The organism is Variovorax sp. AC103 (assembly GCF_979254005.1).
In genome coordinates this window covers 207,020-226,041 of sequence record NZ_CEEDFC010000005.1, presented here as the reverse complement: position 1 = coordinate 226,041, position 19,022 = coordinate 207,020, and the positions used below count along the sequence as shown (strand labels likewise).

The window sequence follows — 19,022 nt, the reverse complement described above, 5'->3', positions numbered from 1 at the left end:
GGTCAGGCAACGACGCAGCGCTTCATGACGCTCGCGCGTCGAACACCGCGGCGTCGCGGAGCGCCCTGTAAGCCTCCACCAGATCGTCGAGCGAGAACGCGCGATTGAGCCCGCTGGGATTGGGAAGAATCCAGGTTTCGGCGCCGGCACAGCGCGCGGCCTGGCTACCCCACGCGATGTGCTTCTGGCCCGTCATGCCTGCATAGGCCGCCTTGCCCAGGAACGCAAGCCGACGCGGGCCGCACGCAACGATCTTTCGGTTGAAGTGCTCGGCCGCAGCGAGAAACTCATGTGCCGCCACCTCGCTCGCGCGTGCGGTGCCCCGATCGACGGCCGTCGTCAGGCCATAGCCCAGCGCCATCAACAGTGGCCCTTGCTCGGGCGTCATCAGCGTCGCGGTGAACCCGGCCAGATGCAGCACGCGCCAGAACCGATTGCCTCTGCCGTCGAAATGGCGACCGGACGCAGCCGCGCGTCGGCCCGGATTGATGCCGCAGAAGACGATCTCCAGCCCTGGCCGCAACAGCTCGGGCAGCCCCACAGGCGCGATGCCGGGCAGTTCGGTGCCCGGCTGGTGCCGCATGAATGGTTCGGCCGCGGCGCGCTTCGGAACCGGGGGTGCGTCACTCATGCAGCCAGTCTAGGTTGGCGCCTGGAGGCGCATGCCGCCGAATGTCGTGCTTCCCGGCCAAACTGCGACGTTTTCAGGCCACGCACGGGCGCACCGCCCGCCGTGCGCTCCGATGAAGACATGCCGTCCTAGAATGCGTCGGCTCGGTTGCAGGCGAGCTTCAGGTGCGGACCCGCGCAAGAACGAAAAGCTGAAATCATGAAGCTGGTGATCGTCGTCTTCGAAGGGGTGCAGGCGCTGGACGTTGCAGGCCCCATGGATGTCTTCGCCGAGGCCAACAACTTTCTTGCCCCGCACCAGCACTACCAGATCACGCTGGTGGGCCTGCGCGCAGGCAGCGTGCGTTGCGCCAACGGCATGGCGCTCCATGTCGAGACCGACTACCTTCACTACGAAGACCAGCCCGACCTGCTGCTTGTGGCCGGTGGCCCGAAGCTGTACGAGGTACAGACCTACGCGCCCAGCTTCCTGCAGTGGCTGGCCGACAAGGCCGCGGGCTCGCGGCGCTTCGGCTCCGTGTGCAACGGCGCGTTTCCGCTGGGGCATGCCGGCTTGCTGAACGGCAAGCAGGTGACTGCCCATTGGCACGACGTGGACCGTCTCGTCGCGCAATTTCCGCGGGCCCTGGTGCGGCCCGACAAGATCTTCGTGCGAGACGGCAAGCTGTTCACCTCCGCCGGTGTCGCTGCCGGCGTCGACCTGTGCCTCGCCCTGGTCACGGAGGACTGGGGCCACGAGATGGCGCTGCGCATTGCCAAGCGGCTGATTGTGTACATCCGGCGCGATGGCGGCCAGTCGCAATACAGCCCCTACCTGGCGGTCGGCCCGAAGGAAGAGACCATCGTGGCGAAGGTATTGCGCCATGTCACGGACCATCTCAGCGAGCCGTTGTCCATCGAGCAGCTGGCCGATGCCGTGGGGGTCAGCCGGCGAACGTTCTCGCGCGTCTTCGCCAAGGACGCCCACATGACGCCCTCGGCGTTCGTGGACCAGGTGCGCGTCGAGTTCTGCCGCAAGCTGCTGGAAGAGACCGACCTGCCGTTGAAGACGGTGGCGTTTCGATGCGGCTTTCACAGCGCCAATCACATGCGGGTGATCTTCGCGAAGCGGCTCGACACCACGCCCCGGGCCTACAGGGAGCGCTTTCGGGAGCGCTTTCGGGGTGTGGAGGCCGCAGTGCCGCGCGCCCGCCGTTCCGCTGTCCTGAAAACGGACGTGAATGGCTCAAAACCGGCCGCATCCGAAGACCGCGCCTGACCCGCCGTCCCTAGACTTTCGGGGTCGCCGCAGCGAACGCGAATTCGCAGGCGGCGCGACCGCGTCAATCCAGGAGCACGTATCAACACCACGCACACGCTGAGCCCGGCGGGCCACCCGCGGCAGGCATCCATTCAGTACCTTCCCGTCAATCTGTTCGCCTCGGTCATGGGCATTTCGGGCCTGGCGTCGGCGTGGCGGCAGGCCAGCCACCAGTTCGGCACCAGTCCTCTGGTCGAGGGTGCGATCGGGAGCGTTGCCGTTGCAATCTTCGTGCTGCTGTGCGTGGCCTATGCCTGCAAGGCCGTTCGCCATCCGCAGGTGGTGCGCAACGAGTTCCTGCACCCCATCGCCGGCAACTTCTTCGGCACGGTGACCATTGCCACGCTGCTGATCTCGTCGGTCGTGGCCCCGGTCAGCGCGCGCGCGTCGCAGGTGCTCTGGAGCATCGGCGCGGTGGCGACGATTGCACTCGCGTTCACCATCGTCAGCCGGCTGTTGCGCGGAAAGGTCGATGCCGGCCACGCCGTGCCGGCGTGGCTGATTCCCGGCGTGGCCACGTTGGACATCACGGTGGCCGGCAGCGCCATGCCGATGGCCTGGGCGAACGAGGTCAACCTGTTCTCGATGGCGGTGGGCACGATGGTCGCGCTGGTCTTCTTCACCATGATCGTGTCCAGGCTCATCCATCACCACGAGAAGCTGGCAACCGAGATGGTGCCGTCCCTGATGATCCTGATTGCGCCGTTCGAAGTCGGGTTCCTGGCGTACACCAGCTTCTTCGAGCGGGTCGACACCTTCGCGGCCATGCTTTTCTATTTCGGGCTCTTCGTTTTTTTCTCGCTGGTCTTCAAGGTCTTCAGGCGCGGCATTCCCTTTGCGGCCGGATGGTGGGCATTGAGCTTCCCGATCGCCGCGCTCTGCAATGCGGCGCTCCGGTATGCAGAGCACGCACGGTATGCACCGGTGACGGCACTGGCGGTTGCGCTGCTGGTGTTTCTCAGCGGCCTGATTGCGGTCCTGACGGTTCGCACGGTCCAGATGATCGCGAGCGGCAAGTTGCTCGGCCCCAGATGAGGTTGCGCGTGCCATCGCCCGGCACGGTCCCGTGCTCTCGATGGGCGCTCAGCCCACGGCCTCGGCGCGCAGCCGCACCGGAATCGACTTCGACGCCGGCACCATGCTCTGCAGCGCATGGTGCGCCAGCGGCACCAGCGGATTGCACTCGGGGTAGTAGCCGCCCACGCAACCGGCGGGAATGTCGTAGCCGGTGACGCGAAGGCCCTGCACGGCGCGCGGTGTGCCGTCTTCCACGGCGGTCGATGCGGTCACGCGCGCGCCTTCTTCCAGGCCCAGCCGGGCCATGTCGCCCCGGTTCATGAAGATCACCATGCGCGAGCCGTACACGCCGCGGAAGCGATCGTCCAGGCTGTAGATGGTGGTGTTGAACTGGTCGTCGCTGCGCAGCGTCATCAGGCGCAGCACATCGGGGCCGGTCTCGGGCGTGTCGGGGTCGGCCACCAGGCTGTCGAAGCTCATGAAGTTGGCCTTGCCGTTCTTCGTCTTCCACACCCGCTGGCGTGCGGGCACGGGCCGCTGGAAGCCGCCGGGCATGCGAAAGCGAGCGTTGAAGTCGCGGAATATGTCGGGCCACGTCGCCTCGATGGCATCGCGCACCTGTGCATAGTCGCCCGCCCATGCGTCCCACGGCACCAGCGGGTTGGGCGCGAGCGTGGCTTTGGCGATGCCCGCGACGATGGCCGCCTCGGAGCGCAGCGTGTGCGCCGCCGGTTGCGCCACCCCGCGCGAGGCGTGCATGAAGCCGGTGGAGTCTTCCACCGCCACGCTCTGCTCGACGCCCGCCTGCACGTCGATCTCGATGCGGCCCAGGCAGGGCAGCAGGTAAGACACCTCGCCGTGCACCAGGTGGCTGCGGTTGAGCTTGGTGGCTATCTGCACCGTGAGCCGCAGGCGCTGCCAAGCCGCTTCCACGCGCCGTGTCTCCGGCACCGCCCGCACAAAGTTGCCGCCCAGCCCGATGAAGGCACGTACCGAACCATCGATCACCCCCTGGCAGGTCTCCACCGTGTTCAAGCCCTTCTTGCGCGGCGGCTCGAAGCCGTACAACTGCGCCAGCTTGTCCAGCGGCACCAGTTCGGGCTTCTCGCTGATGCCCACGGTGCGCTGGCCCTGCACGTTGGAGTGCCCGCGCACCGGGCAGATGCCGCCGCCCACGCGGCCGATGTGGCCGCCGAGCAGCAGCAGGTTGCTGAGCATCTGCACGTTCTGCACGCCCTTGCGGTGCTGGGTGAGGCCCATGCCGTAGATGCCGATGACGGCCTTGGCGCCCGCGAACACGCGCGCCGCTTCTTCCAGCGCCGCGCGTTCCAGGCCCGACTCGGCCTCGATGGCTTCCCAGGGCGCCGCGCGCACCGAGTCCGCGAACGCCTCGAAGCCGTGCGCATGCGCGGCGATGAAGTCGGCCGCCACCACGCGGGCCCGGCCCGCTTGCACCGCAGCGTCGTCCATCGCCACCAGCGCCTTGCACAGGCCGGTGAGCGCGGCGATGTCCCCGCCGATCTTCAACTGCAGGTACTGCGTGCTCACGGCGGTTTCCACCGGCGTGAGCATTTCCAGCGGCGACTGCGGGTTGGCGAAGCGCTCCAGCCCGCGCTCTTTCAGCGGATTGAAGGTGACGATGGGCACGCCGCGCTTTCGGGCGTCCTGCAGCTGGTGCAGCATGCGCGGACTGCTCACGCCGGTGTTGTGGCCGAAGATGAAGATGGCGTCGGTGTGCTCGAAGTCGTCCAGCGTCACCGTGCCCACCGGCACGCCGATGGTCTGCGGCAGCGCCACCGAGGTGCTCTCGTGGCACATGTTGGAGCTGTCGGGCAGGTTGTTGTTGCCGTACAGGCGCGCCAGCAGCTGGTACATGTAGCTGGTTTCCAGGGACGCGCGCCCGGAGGCATAGAACACGACCGACTCTGCGTCCACGGCGCGCAGCGTCCGCAGCTCGGCGCCGATGCCTTCGAAGGCCTCTTCCCAGCCGACTTCGTCGTAGCGGTCGGTGTCTCGGTTCCAGCGCAGCGGCACGGTGAGCCGGCCGGCGCTTTCCAGTTCGTGATCGCTCCACTGCAGCAGTTCGCCCACCGTGTGGCGCTCGAAGAAGGCGCCCGGCACGCGCTTGGCCGTGAGCTCCCAGGCGGTGGCCTTGGCGCCGGCCTCGCAGAATTCGGCCGTGTGCGGGTGCGCCGACTTGGCCCAGGCGCAGCTCACGCAGGCGAAGCCGTCGGTCTTGTTCTGGTGCAGCAGCGCCCGCGCGCCGGCCAGGCCGGCGTGCTCGTGCAGCAGGCTGGTGGTGACGGCTTTCAAAGACCCCCAGCCCCCGGCGGCAAAGGGATAGGGCTTGATCTTCGGCTCGGTCTTGGAGGGTGGGGCGGTCATGAAGGGTCAGCGTGCGCGTGGCGAGTGGGAGGCTGCAATCTCGGCCGCGCCCCGCGCAAACGCTGTAGGACGGCCGCTGATTGCCGTGCCCGCTAGCCTTCAGCGTGAGCGCTTCAGGCCAGCACCACCCGCTCGCATGCCTTGCGCAGTGCCGCCATGCCCGGCAGGTCGCGTGCCTTCGCATCGGTGACCACCACGCCGATGTCTGCCGCGCGCGCATAGCTCACGCGGCTGGCCTGGCCGATCTTGGCGTGGTCGGCCAGCAGGATCAGTTGCTGCGCCTGCTCGGCCATGGCACGCGCCACCGTGGCCTCGTGGTGCTCGAAGCTCATGGCGCCATGCTTGGCATGCAGGCCCACCGGCGACAGCAGCGCCACGTCGGCGCGGTAGCGGCGGATGGCCTCGACCGTGGTGTCGCCACAGGTGGCCTGCGCCTTCACGTCGATCTCTCCGCCCAGCAGGATGGTCCGGTTGCCGGTGAGCCGCCCCTCGCCCGCGCCTGCGAGCTTGAGCGCAATGTTCAGCGAGTTCGTGATGACGGTCATGCCGCTGAGCGAGGCGATCTCTTCCGCGCAGATCGACATGGTGCTGCCCGCGTCCATGAACACCGTCTGTCCAGGGCGCAGCAGCGCCACGGCGACCTTGGCGATGGCGCGCTTCTCGCGCTGCCGCGCCACCAGCCGCACCGCCAGCGGCGGCTCGGGCTCGGCGCTGGTGGCAATGGCGCCGCCGTGCACCCGGCGCAGCTCGCCCAGGCCTTCGAGCTCGAGCAGGTCGCGCCGCACCGTCTCGCGCGACACCGCCAGGTCTTGCACGATGCGCTCGACGCTCAGGCGCGAGAAGGTGGCCAGCAGGCTGCGGATGCGCAGGAATCGTTCGTCTTGGAGCATGAATGAATGCGGGCGGGTAAACGGAAAAAGGGGCGGCCTCAGTGCGACGGCCGCCCCGGTCTGCATGTTCAGGGCCGGAAACAGGCCTTGAACAGGCGCGCAACTCGCGCCATTTTGCCGATGTCAGAGATCGGCAAGGCCCATGGCCGGATCGCTGACCGAGTGCTTGCCGGTTTCCACGCGGCCGGCAAAGCGGCGGTAGAAGGTGGGGTCGGCGTCGCAGGTGACGGCAAAGTCGTACCACTGGCCGCTGCTGTCCAGCTTCCAGAGTTGCTCGGCCTTGGCGCCGCCGTTCACGCTCGCTCCCCACGGGCCGTCGTTGCGGTAGGCCTTGGCGCGCACCGTGAAGCCGCAGGCGTTGGTGCCGCCGTTGAGCATCTCCAGGTACACGTTGCCGTTGGCCACGTCGTAGCACACGCGCACCTCGGGGTTGGGCGCGTTGCTGGCGCGCAGCGCGTCGAGGTTGCCCTTGAAGTGGCGGTGGAAGCCGTTGGGCCCGAGCACCCACAGGTCGTACGAGTTGCCCGCGCTGTCGGCGGTGCCGCTCCACACGTCGTCCAGCATCTTGCCGGGCTCGACCATGTAGCGGCGCGGCAGCCTGTCGAGGTGCAGCTTGTCGTACACGTGGAACACGGCGGCTGCCTTGCCGGTGTTGGAGAAGATGAGGCGCATCGCGCCGTTGAGTGCATCCGCACGCGCGCTCACATGCAGTTCGTAGGGCAGCGCGCGCGAGGGCCGCGCGCCGGTGGCCTGCTTGGGGAGCGTCGCGTTGGCCGGCGGCACGATCTGCGCCAGCGCCTGTTGGTCGGCGCGCAGCTTGTCGGCGTCGGCCTTGGTGCGGGTGCCGGCGAAGGTGGGCAGCACTTCGGTGTTGGGCGTGGCGAAGTTGAAGGCGCTCGTCAGGTCACCGCTTACCGCGCGGCGGAACGGCGAGATGTTCAGCTCCTTCACCCCGAAGCGCGCTTCCAGGAAGCGCAGCACCGAGGTGTGGTCGAACACCTGCGAGTTGACCCAGCCGCCGCGGCTCCAGGGCGAAATCACGTACATCGGCACGCGCGGGCCGGGGCCGTACACGCGGCCGTCGGCGGGCGGCGTGGTGCTGCCGACCAGCGGATAGGTATGGCGCTCGAAGGCCACGTCGGCATCCGACAGCGTGGTCTTGCCTGCGGCGGCGCTGTTCGGGTCGGTGGGGTTGAGCAGCGACGGCGCCGACGGCGAGGGCATGTGGTCGAAGTAGCCGTCGTTCTCGTCGAAGTTGACGATGAACACCGTCTTGCTCCAGACGTCGGGCGAGGCGGTGAGCGCGTTCAGCACCTCCTGGATGTACCAGCCGCCCTGCACCGGGCTCGATGGCCCGGGGTGCTCGGAGTAGGTGGCGGGCGCCACGATCCACGACACCTGGGGCAGCTTGCCGTTGAGCACGTCCTGTTTGAAGGTGCCGAGGAAGCCGCCGTCGGGCATGGTGTTGGCCACGCCCTTGTACAGCGGGTTGCCCGGGTCGTCGCTGGCTGCGTCGTAGGCCGGCACGGTCACGCCCGCGGGTGGGCTGGCGTCGCCGTCGTAGCGCATGTCGTTCTTGCCCGAAAGCTTGTTTGCGACGCGGTATTGCTGGAAGCCGTGCAGCGGGTTGTCGGTGTAGTTGTCGGGCAGGTTCTGGTAGACGAGCCAGCTGACCTTGGCCTCTTGCAGGCGCTCGGGGTAGGTCTTCCAGTTGCAGCCGTACTGGGTCGAATCGACGCCGGGGTTCGTCGTCGGGTTCCAGGGGGACCTCAGGTTCTCCCAGGTGTTGTCGATGGACGAGACGCCCGCCAGGCCGCTGCTCGTCTGGCCCGAGGGGCCATTGGTGCCGGTCCAATGGAACAGGCGGTTCGAGTTGGTGCCTGTGTGCATGCCGCAGTGGTAGCTGTCGCACACCGTGAAGGCGTTGGCCAGCGCGTATTGGAACGGGACTTCGGCTTCCTTGAAGTAGCCCATGGACGCCGTGGTCTTGAAGCGCGGCCACTGGTTCATGCGCCCGCCGTCCCAGGCGCTCTGTGCGTCGCTCCAGCTGTGCGGCGTGCCGCTCACGCGCTGCGCGTTGCCCTGGCTCTGGTCGAGGTGGTAGGGCAGCACCGGCTTGCCGTTGACGTCGCTCTGCTGCCAGACATTCAGGCCGTTGGGCAGCGGAATGGTGAAGCGGTCGCCAAACCCGCGCACGCCCATCATCATGCCGAAATAGTGGTCGAACGAACGGTTCTCCTGCATCAGGATCACGACGTGCTCGACGTCCATGATCGTGCCCGTCCTGTTGTTGGCGGGAATGGCGAGCGCGCGGCGAATGCTGGGCGGGAACGCGGAGATGGCGAGCGCGGCGGCGCCCGTGGTGGCGGTGCCGGTGAGGAACTTGCGGCGCGAGTTCATGGGCTTGTGGGTCTTGTCGTTCATGTCGTGGGCCTCAGGGTGCGCAGCTTTTCACGGGCGCGGTGCCGTTGTCGGGGGTGGGTGTGGTCGGTGTCGCGGGCGCGGTGGGCAGGCCACCGGTGACGCCACCGCCGCCACTGCCGCCGCCGCAGGCGGAAAGCGCGCAGGCCACGGTCAGCGCGGCCAGCAGGCGCGCGCTCTTGGATGCAGATTTCATGGGTCTATCCTTTGTTGTGCAGTGTTTGTGGAAGGGGTTCAGGGAGAAAGCGTCGACAGCGGGCGGGCCGCCTTGTAGAGGCTGGCGATCTCGTCCGCTGTGAGCGCGCGGTTCCAGATCGCGAAGTCGTTGAAGTCCATCGCACCGCGGGGCGAGGCGGACTGGCGCTTGTAGTAGAGGCCGGAGCCGTCTTCGTTCAGGCCGATGCCGTTCTTCAGGCCGCCGAGCTTGGCGACCAGTGCCGGCGAGAGCGCCACGCGGCCGCTCTGGACGCCGCGCACCGGATCGACGGCATAGCCGTCCATCGTGAGCCCGGCCTTGTCGATGACCATGGCCACGTAGGCCCACTGGCCGGCGCTCAGGTAGTGCGCGCCCTTGATCTCGCCGCGCGCGCTGCCGGTGCCCGTGTTGAACCGCAGCTCGCAGCTGCCGAACAGGCCGATGGCAAGGCCTTCGTTGTTGCCGGTGTCGTAGTTCTTGTTGGCGATGACCGATGCGCCGTTGCCCACGCCCTGGCTGCAGGTGGCGTCGGTGCGCACCCAGAAGCCGATGGTGAAGGCGGTGGTGCCCGCGTCCGTGGTCACGTCGGTCGTCTGCCTGAGGCGGTAGCCGGCCATGCCGCTGGCGTTCGCAACGCGGCTGTCCACGCGCAGCGCCTTGGCGCGGTCACGCGTTCTCATGCCGTCGTCGGCCACCAGCGAGCCGCCGTCCGCATCGGTGGCCCAGGGCGCGAGCGTGGAGGCGCCAGCTTTGCTGTCCACACCCGGCAGGGCATCGAGCGGGTAGTAGCTGGCCAGGCCGTTGAGCAGCGTGGGTGCCAGCGGCACCGGCTTCAGGTACGCGATCTGCGCGGTCAGCGCGACCGTCGTGTCGCCGGCCACCAGCGTGTAGAGGTAGCTGTAGTTGCCGTCGCTCGTGGCGGCGATGTAGTCGGTGTACGAGGTGCTGCCCGCCGCCAGCGTGGCCATGAGCCGGCCGTCGCGCAGCACCTGCACCGGCAGGTTGGTGTTGCCGGCGAGCTTCCAGGCGAGTTCGATGTTGTCCTTGTCGGCGCCGGTCTTCGCGGCGAACTCGCGGATGCTCGTGGTGCCCTGCAGTGCCATGCCATTCAGGCCGTAGCCCTGCGCCGCCGGCATGGCGCCCAGGTGGCGCAGCACGGTGGGCGCGATGTCCGTGGCCGCGGCGAGCTGCAGCAGCGCGTTGTCGGCAGGCGCGGCCGAGCCTGTGCCTGGCAGGCCCGCAAGCGGCTTGTTGCTGGCGATGAAGACGGTCTTGTTCTCTGTCGTCTGCAGCCCCGTGTTGCTGCCGAAGGCGTCCAGGCCGTGGCCCGTGGTGAGGATCACGAGCCAGTCTTCCTTGGCGTCGTTGGCGGTGCGCAGCGCTATGCGTGCCAGCAGTTGGCCAACGGCCGCCGAGGTGTCTTGCACGGCGCGCTGGTAGGTGTCGCTCTTGAGGCCGGCGGATGCCACGGCGGCCGGCGCACCGTACTGCGCCACGACCAGGTCATGGCCCGCATCGATGAGTTGCGCGGTGCGCTCGGTCACGCAGGCGTCGGAGCCTGCACAGTCGAGCGCGGTGTCGACACTGCCCGGCTCGCTGGCCAGTAACGCGGGATACAGCGGGTTGGCCGTGACCGCGCCGGTCTTGTAGCCGGCCTCGGCCTTCTGCTTTGCGATGGCGAATATCGACGGCGCGCGCTTGGCGTCGATGCGCTGGTCGCGGGTGTCGCCGCGCACGCCATGGCGATCGACCCAGGTGCCTGTGAGCAGCGTGGCCCATCCCGGGCCGTCCGTAGGGCGCTGCTCGGTGCGCGTGCCGTTCGCGCCGCCGGTCCAGGCGGGCGCGAGCTGGAATGACTGCAGCGCGGTGGCTTTCTTTTGCGCGATGGCGTCGCGAAGCGCGACATGGGTGAGACCGTCGATCTCGACCACGATCACCTTGGGGCCGCTCTTGCCCTGATTGGCGCTGGGCGCCTGGTTGGACGTGCTGCCCGTCGGCAGCGCGCCGACGGGCGAGAAGCCGGCGCCGTTGCCGCCGCCCCCGCCCCCGCAGGCTGCGAGCAGCAGCAGGGCGCAGATGCTGGCCGCCGCCGACGCGCCGCGCGCGGTCGTTCCTCTGATCATGTGGTTCTCCCGAAGAATGTGGAATGCGCGCCCGCAGGGCCGCGCTCCCGGAATCTGTGTGGTGGTGGGTGCTTGCGGTCTTGCAACCATTTGCAAGAAAACGCACAAATACCTTGAATGCCTCAGATCTTGCTGGCCTCAAGTGACAGCGCTTTGACAGTGCGAGTGCCCTTCGCCGTTCGCGCGCGCCGTTACAGCGGATACACCCGGGACGCCGAGCACGGCCGGCTCGCTGGAACATCGCAGGCCGCGCTCCTACGATGCCTGTCGTCCCATCCACTCGCCGAAAGAAAGAAGCACGACATGAATTCATCCGTACAACGCCGCACCCTGCTGCTTGCCGCTTCCGTGCTGCCGCTGGCCAGCGCATGCACTGCCTGGTCTCGCAACGGCCCGCAGCCTTCAGGCGAAGCGCAACTTGCCGAACTGGAGCGCGCCTGCGGCGGCCGCCTCGGCGTGGCCGGGCTGCACACGGGCAGCGGCGCGCGCATCCATCACCGGGCGCACGAGCGCTTTCCGCTGTGCAGCACCTTCAAGCTGATGCTCGCGGCCGCCGTGCTCGAACGCAGTGCCAAAGACGCCGGCCTGCTGTCGCGCCAGCTGACCTACGGCAAGAGCGACCTGGTCGCCTATTCACCCGTCACCGAGAAGCACGTGGGCACGGGCATGAGCGTGGCCGCCCTGTGCGCCGCCACCGTCCAGTACAGCGACAACACGGCCGCCAACGTGCTGCTGAAACTGCTCGGCGGGCCGGCCGAGGTCACGGCGTTCTCGCGCCGCATCGGCGACGCCACCTTCAGGCTCGACCGCACGGAGCCCGAGCTCAACACCGCCATTCCCGGCGATCTGCGCGACACCACCACGCCCGCGGCCATGACCGACAGCGCGCAGCGGCTGGCGCTCGGCGATGCACTGGGTGCGGCCCAGCGCGAGCAGTTGAAGACCTGGCTGCTGGGCAACACCACCAGCACAGAGCGATTCCTGGCGGGCGTTCCCGCGGGCTGGAAGGTCGGCGACAAGACGGGCTCGGGCTCGTACGGCAGCACCAACGACACCGGCGTGCTCTGGCCGCCGGCCGGTGCGCCGCTGGTGCTGTCGGTCTACCTGACGTTTCCGCAGAAAGACGCCAAAGGTCGCAACGACGTCATCGCGTCGGCAACGCGCATCGCGGTGGCGGCGCTCGCCGGCTGACAAAGCTCAGGGGCCGTGTTCAGGGTGTCAAGGAAACGTCATGTCCATCGCGCACGATGGTGGCATAAATGGTGATTGTGGAAATCGTTGCAATAACTACAAACGCGCCGACGCATTGCTTTGCGACCGTCGCTGAAACCCCGCGATCCGTTCCATCCCATTTGTGCGGCCGCTGCCCGGTTCACCTGCAGTCCGCCGCTGCCTTGTCGTGACGGCTCGCCGTCATGACGTTTTTCTGAAAATGGAATTGCAATGATCCGCCCCTTCAAGACACTCAGGCTCCTGGCCTGCGCCATCGCCCTCGGCTCGCTCGTCACGGCGTGCGGCACCACCGCCCCGTCGGCGGCCGCCATCGACAACAGCAGCATCGGACAGCCCGAATTCCGTGCGCACAAGACGACCTACGGTGTCGTCTACAGGCTGCCGAAGGAGGTGAACGACGTGCTCGACGCGCGCGTGTACCCGGCACTGCGGCAAGACCTGGTGCGGCTCGGCCTGCAGGCTGAGGCGCAGACCTTCAACATTCCGCACGTGACGGTGGTGCACATCCACAGCGCCGACCCGACCACGCCGCAGAAGATGCTCAAGGCCCTGCCGAAGCCGCCGGCGCCGATCAGGCTCACGCTGAAGAACTTCTACACGACCGAAGCCGCGAAGGACGCGGGCCGCCCCTGGTGGCTGGACCTCGGCATCGTGAAGACCGGCCAGGGCTTCGAGGACATGATGGCCTACAACACCGTGGCCACCGCCGCCATGGCGCCGCTGCGCGACGGCCCGCTGCCGCGCGTCACCGGCCCGGTCTACGCCCGGATGGGCGACGCCGGCAAGGACCTGGTGAAGACGGTGGGCGTGAGCGGCGTGAACGTGGTGAGGGACGGCAAGGAACTGCGTTCGCACAACCCGCACAACACGCTGGTCTACAGCATGGCAGCGTTCACCCCCGCGCTGCAGGCGTCGATGAACCAGGTGGCCGCCAGATTCAACACGGTGCTGCCGCAAGGCATAGACACCACCTTTCGCGACGTGTCGATCGTCGAGCTGGCCTTTGCGGGCAACGTGACGCGCGAGATCTACCGCATCAGCCTGGTCGATGGCACGGTGACGGACGTTGCGAGCGGAAGGATCGTCAAGTAAGCCGTTTTCGTGGCTCTTCGCGGGGGCCCTCAGCCCTGCTTGCGCATCGCGAAGCAGGCCCCCGCCACCAGGATGAACGCGCCGATGATCACCTTCTGCCAGGTGCTCGGCACGCCCGCCAGAATGAGCACGTTGTTGATCAGCGTGACCAGCACCACGCCCAGCAGCGTGCCGCCCACGGTGCCGCTGCCGCCCGTGATGCGCGCGCCGCCGAGGATCACGGCTGCAATCACGTCCAGCTCGTTGCCCACCAGGTCGAAGGGGTTCGCCAGCCGCGTGCTCGACACGTGCACGATGCCCGCCAGCCCCGACAGGAAACCCGCGTACGCGAACACGAAGACGTGCACCGTGCGCAGGTTGTAGCCCAGCCGTTCCGCAATGGCCAGGCTGCCGCCAATGGCGTACACCGCGCGGCCGATGAGCGTGCGGTTCAGCAGCCACCACGTCAGCACCGCGGCGCCGGCCAGCACCAGCACCGTGGCGGGCAGCACCACGTGCAGGCCCTGCGGCGTGTCGAAGCGCCATAGCGCGAGCTTGCCGAAGGCGTCCATGGGCGCGGGCACGTTCATGAAGAACACGGTGCCCACGAAGGTGAGAAGAATGCCGCGGTACAGGTACTGCGTGCCGATGGTCACGATGAGCGAGGGTGCCTTCAGCCAGTGCACCAGCAGCCCGTTGAGCACGCCCAGCACCGCGCCGCTGGCCGCGCCTGCGACGAGCAGCACCGCGATGTGCGTCTCCGGAAAGTAGTTCAGCACCAGCTTGGTGATGCTGTACATCGTGAGCGCCGCAATGGCCGCGAACGACACGTCGATGCCGCCCGCGGCCAGCACGATCAGCACGCCCAGCGCGAACAGGCCCACCACGGTGCAGGCCCGCACGATGTCGAACAGCACAGGCAGCTGGAAGAAGCTCGGGTTGATGGCGCCCACCGCCAGGCACACCAGCACGATGAGCGCGAGCGTGAAGACGGAAGGGCGTTGCGCGAGCCAGCCACGCCAGGAGGCCGGCGGCCTGGGCGCGGCCACTGCCGATGGAGAAGGTGCCGGCGTGGAATGCGCTTGCATGGTGGAAGCCGTCATGAGAATGCGGGGGAGGGGGTGTCTGAAACCAGCGCGTGGTAGAGCTCGCTCTCGGCCAGGCCCTGCGCGTCGAAGTCGTTGGCGATGCGGCCCTTGCGCATCAGCAGGATGCGGTCGCAGTTCTGCAGCAGCTCCTGCAGGTCGTCGCTCACCAGGATCACGCCCAGGCCCTGCTCGGCCAGGCGCTGCACGATGCGGTAGATGGTGTCCTTGGAGCCCACGTCCACGCCCACGGTCGGGCCGTGCAGTATCAGTACGCGCGGGTCGATGGCCAGCCACCGGCCGATGAGCACGCGCTGCTGGTTGCCGCCCGACAGCGACTGCACCGGGCGGTCCACGTCCGGCGTGGCGATCTGCAGTTCGCGCACGGTGCGCTCGGCCAGTGCCTGGCACTGCTTGCCGTCGAGCGCGCCGAAGCGTCCGCGCAGGCGGCTCAGCACGGCCGTCACGATGTTGTCGCGAATGGGCTTGTCGAGGAACAGGCCTTCGCTCAGGCGGTCTTCGGGCACGTAGCCGATGCCCTGGCGAATGCCGTCGGAGGGCGTTCGCAGAACGATCTGTTGCGCGTCGAGCGCAATGCGCCCGCGGTCCGCGGCCTGCACGCCGGCCAGCGCCAGCGCCAGTTCGTTGCGGCCCGAGTCGAGCAGCCCGGTGATGCCCAGGATCTCGCCCTTGTGCAGCGTGAAGCTCACGTCGCTGAACTGCGCGCCGCGGCCCAGCGCATCGACCTCGAGCAGGGCGTCGCCGCCGTGCGTCTGATGGCGGTAGCGCGCGCCGTCGAGTTGCTTGCCGGTCATCCAGTGCGCGAGCTCGGCCTTGGTGAAGTCGCGGATCGGGCCCTGCGCCACCTTCGTGCCGTCGCGGAACACGATGGCCTGGCCGCCCATGGCGATGCACTCGTCGAGCTTGTGGCTCACGAACAGCACGGCCACGTCCTGCGCGCGCAGTGCCTCCACCACGTGCACGAGGTTGTCGACCTCTTTCTGCGTGAGCGAGGTGGTGGGCTCGTCCATGATGACCATGCGCGCGCGCGTGGCCACGGCGCGCGCAATGGCCACCAGTTGCCGCGCGGCGATGGGCAGTTCGTCGACGCGCCGCGCCAGAAAGGCCGCATCGGTCGGCAGTTTCACCGTGGCCAGCGCGCGCACCGCCGTGGCGGCCACCGCCTTGCGGTCGAAACGTCGCGCCAGCTTGCCGCCGGTGGCGACCAGCTGCTCGCTGAGCGCGACGTTCTCGGCCACGCTCATGTTCGGCAGCAAGGACAGGTCCTGGTAGACCGTCTCGATGCCGAGCGTGAGCGCCTCCAGCGGCGACAGCGATTCGTGGGGGCGCCCGTCGATCACGATGCGCCCCTGGCTCGGCGGCTGCGCGCCCGAGATGATCTTGATGAGCGTGCTCTTGCCGCAACCGTTCTCGCCGAGCAGGTGGTAGATCTCGCCGGCCTCGATCGTCAGGTCGATGCCGCGCAGCGCGTGCACGCCCGCGAAGCGCTTGTGCACGTCCTGCACTTCTAGGAAGACGCGGCGCCCGGTCGCCGGAGCCGGGGCTTGCATGGAAGGCGCGGGGATCACGGAAGAGGTCATGCGCTCGAGGCTTTCGCGAAGATCAGAAGGCGTACTTCTTGTAGTTCTGCTTGTCGACCTCGACCCAGGCCTGGCCCGTGACGATGATGCCGACGCCCGGGCCCTTCTTGACCGAGACCTTGTTGTAGCCCTGCACGCCCATGTCGGCACCGTCGGTGATGGTCTTGCCGTCGAGCAGCATCTTGGCCGCCTTGTTCATGACGATGCCGGCGTCCTTCGGGTCCCAGAAGGCGATGCCGCCGACCGCGCCCGACTCCAGGAACTTGGCCGCTTCGCTCGGCAGACCCGTGCCGTACACGCAGATCTTGCCCTGCAGGCCCGCCTCTTCCACGGCGCGGCCGATGCCCAGCACGTCAAGCGACGACGAGCCCTGGAAGCCCTTCAGGTCGGGGTGCTTGCGCAGCATTTCCTTGGCCTTGCCGTAGGCCTTCTCGGCGTCGTTGAGCGACTCGTTCTTGGCGTCGACCAGCGTCATCTTGGGGTACTTCTTGGCGTTGGTCGCGCCGCCGTCGGCCCACTGCACCTGCGACTGGCTGCCCAGCGAGCCGACCAGCGAGGTCCACTTGCCCTGCTGGCCCATGCAGGCGGCCAGGCGCTCGTTGATGCGCGCGCCGTAGGCCGTGTTGTCGAAGGCCTCGATGTCGACCATGGTGTTCTTCTGGTTGTCGGCCTCGTGCGTCACCACCTTGATGCCGCGCTCCATGGCGCGCTTGAGCACCGGCTCCAGCGTGGGCGGGTCCATCGAGACCACGGCGATGGCGTCGACCTTCTTGGCCACCAGGTCTTCGACCAGGCGCTGCTGCTGCGCGGCATCCGACTGGGCCGGGCCGATCTGGCGCGTGGCCACGCCGGGGGTGCTGGCGCCGAACTCCTTCACGCCCACTTCCATGCGGTTGAACCAGCTGATGCCGGTGATCTTCACCACGGTGACGATGTCCTGCGGCTTGCCTTGCGCGTGCAGCGCCGAGGCGAAGGCCACGGTGCCCAGGGCCAGTACGGTGCAGGCGATCTTTGTTTTCTTCAGCATTGTTGTCTCCTAGCCCTCGGTGGTTCTGTGTTGCGTCGCGCCAGGAGGGGGCTGATGCGGCGGTGCGCTGGTGCGCGAAACGGAAATGAAGCTGCGCAGGTCGCCCAGGCTGAAGCGCGCCGACGCCAGGAAGAACAGCAGCAGCAGGCCCCAGGCGCAGTCGCGGAAGAAGTTGGAAATGCCCAGCAGGTTGAAGGTGCTCGACAGCAGCTGCAGCGCCACGGCCGAGAAGAAGAGACACACCATGCGCCCGTAGCCGCCCTGCGGCCGCACGCCGGCCATCACGGTGATGAGGATGGCAATCAGCAGGTAGGAGTTGCCGTAGTCCGACTTCACGCTGGCCGTGCGGCTCGCGATGATCACGCCCGCCACCGCCGCCAGCACGCCGCACAGCGCGTAGGTGGCAATGAGCATGCGGCTTTGCGAAATGCCCGCGTAGCGCGCCGCCTTGGCGTTGGTGCCCAGAAGGAACAGTCGGATGCCGAACGGGCTCTGCTTGAGCAGCCAGCCCACGCCGAGCAGCATGACCAGGAAGATCACGAACGGAATGGGCACGCCCAGCACCATCTCGTTGCCGATGGCCGACAGCGGCTCGGCACTGCCCACGCGCAGGCTGGAGCCGCCGGTGAGAACGACCGCGAGCCCCGTGTAGAGCAGCTGCGTGCCCAGCGTGCAGAGAATGGGCGTGAGGCCGGCGCGCGCAATGAGCAAGCCGTTGAGCAGCCCGCCTGCCAGCCCCACCGCCAGCGCGATGACCGCGAACCAGCCCGTGTAGAGCCAGGGCGACACATCGGACGCCACGAGCATCGGCGCCACGGTGGCGGCCACCACGCCGGCCAGGTTGGCCAGGGCCACTCCCGACAGGTCGATGCCGCCGTTGCCCGAGATCATCGACAGCGCCACGCCCATGGCCAGCAGGCCGAGTTCGGGCAGCTGGCCGCCCATGGACTGGAAGTTGTAGACGTCGAGAAAGTCGCCCCTGGAGAGCACGGTCGCGACCACGAGGATCACGACGTTGATGGCGACCAGGAAGTTGAGTTCGCGGTCGGAGAACCGGGAGGTCATGCAAGGGCCCTTCCGACGGCGCGGTTCATCAGCGCATCGACTTCGGCGCGCATGGGCATCGAGGGTGCAGTGCCTGCGCGCGTGACCGAGATGGCGGCCACCGCGGAGCCGAAGCGCGCGGCTTCCAGCGGCGAGGCGCCTTCGGCGAGCGCCGCCGCAAAGCCGCCGTTGAAGGCATCGCCCGCGCCGGCTGTTTCCTTCACGGCACCGGCGTGGAACACGGGCAGGTGCACCGAGCCGCTGGCGCTGTGCAGCAGCGCGCCCTTGTCGCCGAGGGTGATGAGGGCGCAGCCCACGCCCTTGGCGAGGAAGAAGTCGCCTGCGCGGCGTGCGTCGTCGATGGTTTCCACCGCAATGCCGCTGAGCGCCGCGGCCTCGTGCTCGTTGGGCGTGATGTAGTCGCACAGCGGGTACAGCGCGTCGTCGAAGGGCAGGGCGGGCGCGGGGTTGAACACCGTGACCGTACCGGCGGCGCGCGCCAGCTCGAGCCCGCGTTGCGCGGCGCCCGCGGGTTGCTCCAGCTGCGTGACGAACACGCGCGCGCCGCGGATGGCATCGGCAGCGGCGTCCACGTCGTTCGCGTCGATGAGCGCAGCGGCACCGGGCACCACGATGATCGCGTTGGCACCGGTGACCTCGTGCACGTAGATGAAGGCCGCGCCGGTCGGCTGCGTGCTCACCTGGGGCGCGCGCGGCGTGATGCCTTCCTGCGCCCACAGCGCGAGTGCGTTGGCGCCGAAGGCGTCCTGCCCGAGCTTGGAGATGAACGTCACCTCCGCGCCCGCCCGTGCCGCCGCGACGGCCTGGTTCGACCCCTTGCCGCCGGGCCCCATGGCAAAGCCGGAACCCGCGATGGTCTGGCCCACGCCGGGGAGGTTGGCCGCTCGGAACGCGAGGTCGGCCACGAAGATGCCGAGCACGGCCACGCCGCGTTGGTGCGGCGCCTGTGCGGCGTGTGAAGGTGCGACAGCCATGGCG

Annotated in this window: 15 protein-coding genes; 4 read left to right on the top strand and 11 right to left on the bottom strand. The window is 68.2% G+C overall.

Annotated features, from left to right (window positions below; all coding sequences use genetic code 11):
• Positions 1-22: 22 nt before the first annotated feature.
• On the bottom strand, positions 23-631 hold the full coding sequence (mug, locus tag AC0IYU_RS09640; RefSeq protein WP_472115728.1) for a G/U mismatch-specific DNA glycosylase: 609 nt from the start codon (positions 629-631) through the stop codon (positions 23-25).
• A gap of 198 nt (positions 632-829) precedes the next feature.
• On the opposite strand from mug, the gene AC0IYU_RS09635 reads away from it, so the two are divergent.
• Both AC0IYU_RS09635 and AC0IYU_RS09630 read left to right on the top strand, forming a co-directional pair.
• Complete coding sequence (locus AC0IYU_RS09635) at positions 830-1,888, top strand: GlxA family transcriptional regulator (RefSeq protein WP_472115726.1); 1,059 nt, start codon at positions 830-832, stop codon at positions 1,886-1,888.
• An 81-nt stretch (positions 1,889-1,969) separates the two neighbouring features.
• Positions 1,970-2,965, top strand: coding sequence for an SLAC1 anion channel family protein (locus AC0IYU_RS09630; protein WP_472116147.1), 996 nt, complete (start codon positions 1,970-1,972; stop codon positions 2,963-2,965).
• A 48-nt stretch (positions 2,966-3,013) separates the two neighbouring features.
• On the opposite strand, the gene AC0IYU_RS09625 is transcribed toward AC0IYU_RS09630, so the two are convergent.
• The 5 genes from AC0IYU_RS09625 to AC0IYU_RS09605 all read right to left on the bottom strand — a co-directional run bounded on the left by AC0IYU_RS09625 (position 3,014) and on the right by AC0IYU_RS09605 (position 10,962).
• Entirely contained in the window at positions 3,014-5,332 is a 2,319-nt protein-coding gene (locus tag AC0IYU_RS09625) for an FdhF/YdeP family oxidoreductase (RefSeq protein ID WP_472115724.1), read from the bottom strand.
• Positions 5,333-5,445: 113 nt separating this feature from the next.
• A complete protein-coding gene (locus tag AC0IYU_RS09620) occupies positions 5,446-6,222 on the bottom strand; it encodes a DeoR/GlpR family DNA-binding transcription regulator (protein WP_472115721.1) in 777 nt (258 codons plus the stop codon).
• Positions 6,223-6,345: 123 nt separating this feature from the next.
• Complete coding sequence (locus AC0IYU_RS09615) at positions 6,346-8,622, bottom strand: phosphocholine-specific phospholipase C (RefSeq protein ID WP_472116144.1); 2,277 nt, start codon at positions 8,620-8,622, stop codon at positions 6,346-6,348.
• 34 nt (positions 8,623-8,656) lie between these two features.
• Positions 8,657-8,839, bottom strand: a complete 183-nt coding sequence (locus tag AC0IYU_RS09610) for a hypothetical protein (RefSeq protein WP_472115719.1) — start codon at positions 8,837-8,839, stop codon at positions 8,657-8,659.
• A gap of 38 nt (positions 8,840-8,877) precedes the next feature.
• On the bottom strand, positions 8,878-10,962 hold the full coding sequence (locus tag AC0IYU_RS09605) for a LamG-like jellyroll fold domain-containing protein (protein WP_472115716.1): 2,085 nt from the start codon (positions 10,960-10,962) through the stop codon (positions 8,878-8,880).
• A gap of 303 nt (positions 10,963-11,265) precedes the next feature.
• On the opposite strand from AC0IYU_RS09605, the gene bla reads away from it, so the two are divergent.
• Positions 11,266-12,153 carry a class A beta-lactamase gene (gene bla / locus AC0IYU_RS09600; protein ID WP_472115713.1) on the top strand — a complete coding sequence of 296 codons (888 nt, stop codon included), beginning with the start codon at positions 11,266-11,268 and terminating at the stop codon, positions 12,151-12,153.
• Between the two features lie 252 nt (positions 12,154-12,405).
• Positions 12,406-13,287 carry a hypothetical protein gene (locus tag AC0IYU_RS09595; protein ID WP_472115710.1) on the top strand — a complete coding sequence of 294 codons (882 nt, stop codon included), beginning with the start codon at positions 12,406-12,408 and terminating at the stop codon, positions 13,285-13,287.
• A 29-nt stretch (positions 13,288-13,316) separates the two neighbouring features.
• Here AC0IYU_RS09595 and AC0IYU_RS09590 read toward each other — a convergent pair whose 3' ends face one another.
• The 5 genes from AC0IYU_RS09590 to AC0IYU_RS09570 are packed head-to-tail and all read right to left on the bottom strand — an operon-like array spanning position 13,317 to position 19,018.
• On the bottom strand, positions 13,317-14,369 hold the full coding sequence (locus AC0IYU_RS09590) for an ABC transporter permease (protein WP_472115707.1): 1,053 nt from the start codon (positions 14,367-14,369) through the stop codon (positions 13,317-13,319).
• On the bottom strand, positions 14,366-15,922 hold the full coding sequence (locus AC0IYU_RS09585) for a sugar ABC transporter ATP-binding protein (RefSeq protein WP_472115704.1): 1,557 nt from the start codon (positions 15,920-15,922) through the stop codon (positions 14,366-14,368). Before AC0IYU_RS09585 ends, AC0IYU_RS09590 begins: the two co-directional genes overlap by 4 nt.
• Before the next feature lie 52 nt (positions 15,923-15,974).
• Positions 15,975-16,979 carry a substrate-binding domain-containing protein gene (locus AC0IYU_RS09580; protein ID WP_435487692.1) on the bottom strand — a complete coding sequence of 335 codons (1,005 nt, stop codon included), beginning with the start codon at positions 16,977-16,979 and terminating at the stop codon, positions 15,975-15,977.
• Positions 16,980-16,988: 9 nt separating this feature from the next.
• Positions 16,989-18,044: an ABC transporter permease gene (locus AC0IYU_RS09575; protein ID WP_435439274.1), complete on the bottom strand. Its 1,056-nt coding sequence runs from the start codon at positions 18,042-18,044 to the stop codon at positions 16,989-16,991.
• Positions 18,041-19,018 (bottom strand): ribokinase, encoded by a 978-nt coding sequence (locus tag AC0IYU_RS09570; protein ID WP_472115701.1) that lies wholly within the window; start codon positions 19,016-19,018, stop codon positions 18,041-18,043. Before AC0IYU_RS09570 ends, AC0IYU_RS09575 begins: the two co-directional genes overlap by 4 nt.
• Positions 19,019-19,022: the final 4 nt, after the last annotated feature.

Bases quoted from the DNA above. Each gene is read 5' to 3' on its own strand.
- mug (WP_472115728.1), bottom strand. From the start codon at position 631: ATGAGTGACGCACCCCCGGTTCCGAAGCGCGCCGCGGCCGAACCATTC.
- AC0IYU_RS09635 (WP_472115726.1), top strand. From the start codon at position 830: ATGAAGCTGGTGATCGTCGTCTTCGAAGGGGTGCAGGCGCTGGACGTT.
- AC0IYU_RS09625 (WP_472115724.1), bottom strand. From the start codon at position 5,332: ATGACCGCCCCACCCTCCAAGACCGAGCCGAAGATCAAGCCCTATCCC.
- AC0IYU_RS09620 (WP_472115721.1), bottom strand. From the start codon at position 6,222: ATGCTCCAAGACGAACGATTCCTGCGCATCCGCAGCCTGCTGGCCACC.
- AC0IYU_RS09615 (WP_472116144.1), bottom strand. From the start codon at position 8,622: ATGAACTCGCGCCGCAAGTTCCTCACCGGCACCGCCACCACGGGCGCC.
- AC0IYU_RS09610 (WP_472115719.1), bottom strand. From the start codon at position 8,839: ATGAAATCTGCATCCAAGAGCGCGCGCCTGCTGGCCGCGCTGACCGTG.
- AC0IYU_RS09605 (WP_472115716.1), bottom strand. From the start codon at position 10,962: ATGATCAGAGGAACGACCGCGCGCGGCGCGTCGGCGGCGGCCAGCATC.
- bla (WP_472115713.1), top strand. From the start codon at position 11,266: ATGAATTCATCCGTACAACGCCGCACCCTGCTGCTTGCCGCTTCCGTG.
- AC0IYU_RS09595 (WP_472115710.1), top strand. From the start codon at position 12,406: ATGATCCGCCCCTTCAAGACACTCAGGCTCCTGGCCTGCGCCATCGCC.
- AC0IYU_RS09590 (WP_472115707.1), bottom strand. From the start codon at position 14,369: ATGACGGCTTCCACCATGCAAGCGCATTCCACGCCGGCACCTTCTCCA.
- AC0IYU_RS09585 (WP_472115704.1), bottom strand. From the start codon at position 15,922: ATGCAAGCCCCGGCTCCGGCGACCGGGCGCCGCGTCTTCCTAGAAGTG.
- AC0IYU_RS09580 (WP_435487692.1), bottom strand. From the start codon at position 16,979: ATGCTGAAGAAAACAAAGATCGCCTGCACCGTACTGGCCCTGGGCACC.
- AC0IYU_RS09575 (WP_435439274.1), bottom strand. From the start codon at position 18,044: ATGACCTCCCGGTTCTCCGACCGCGAACTCAACTTCCTGGTCGCCATC.
- AC0IYU_RS09570 (WP_472115701.1), bottom strand. From the start codon at position 19,018: ATGGCTGTCGCACCTTCACACGCCGCACAGGCGCCGCACCAACGCGGC.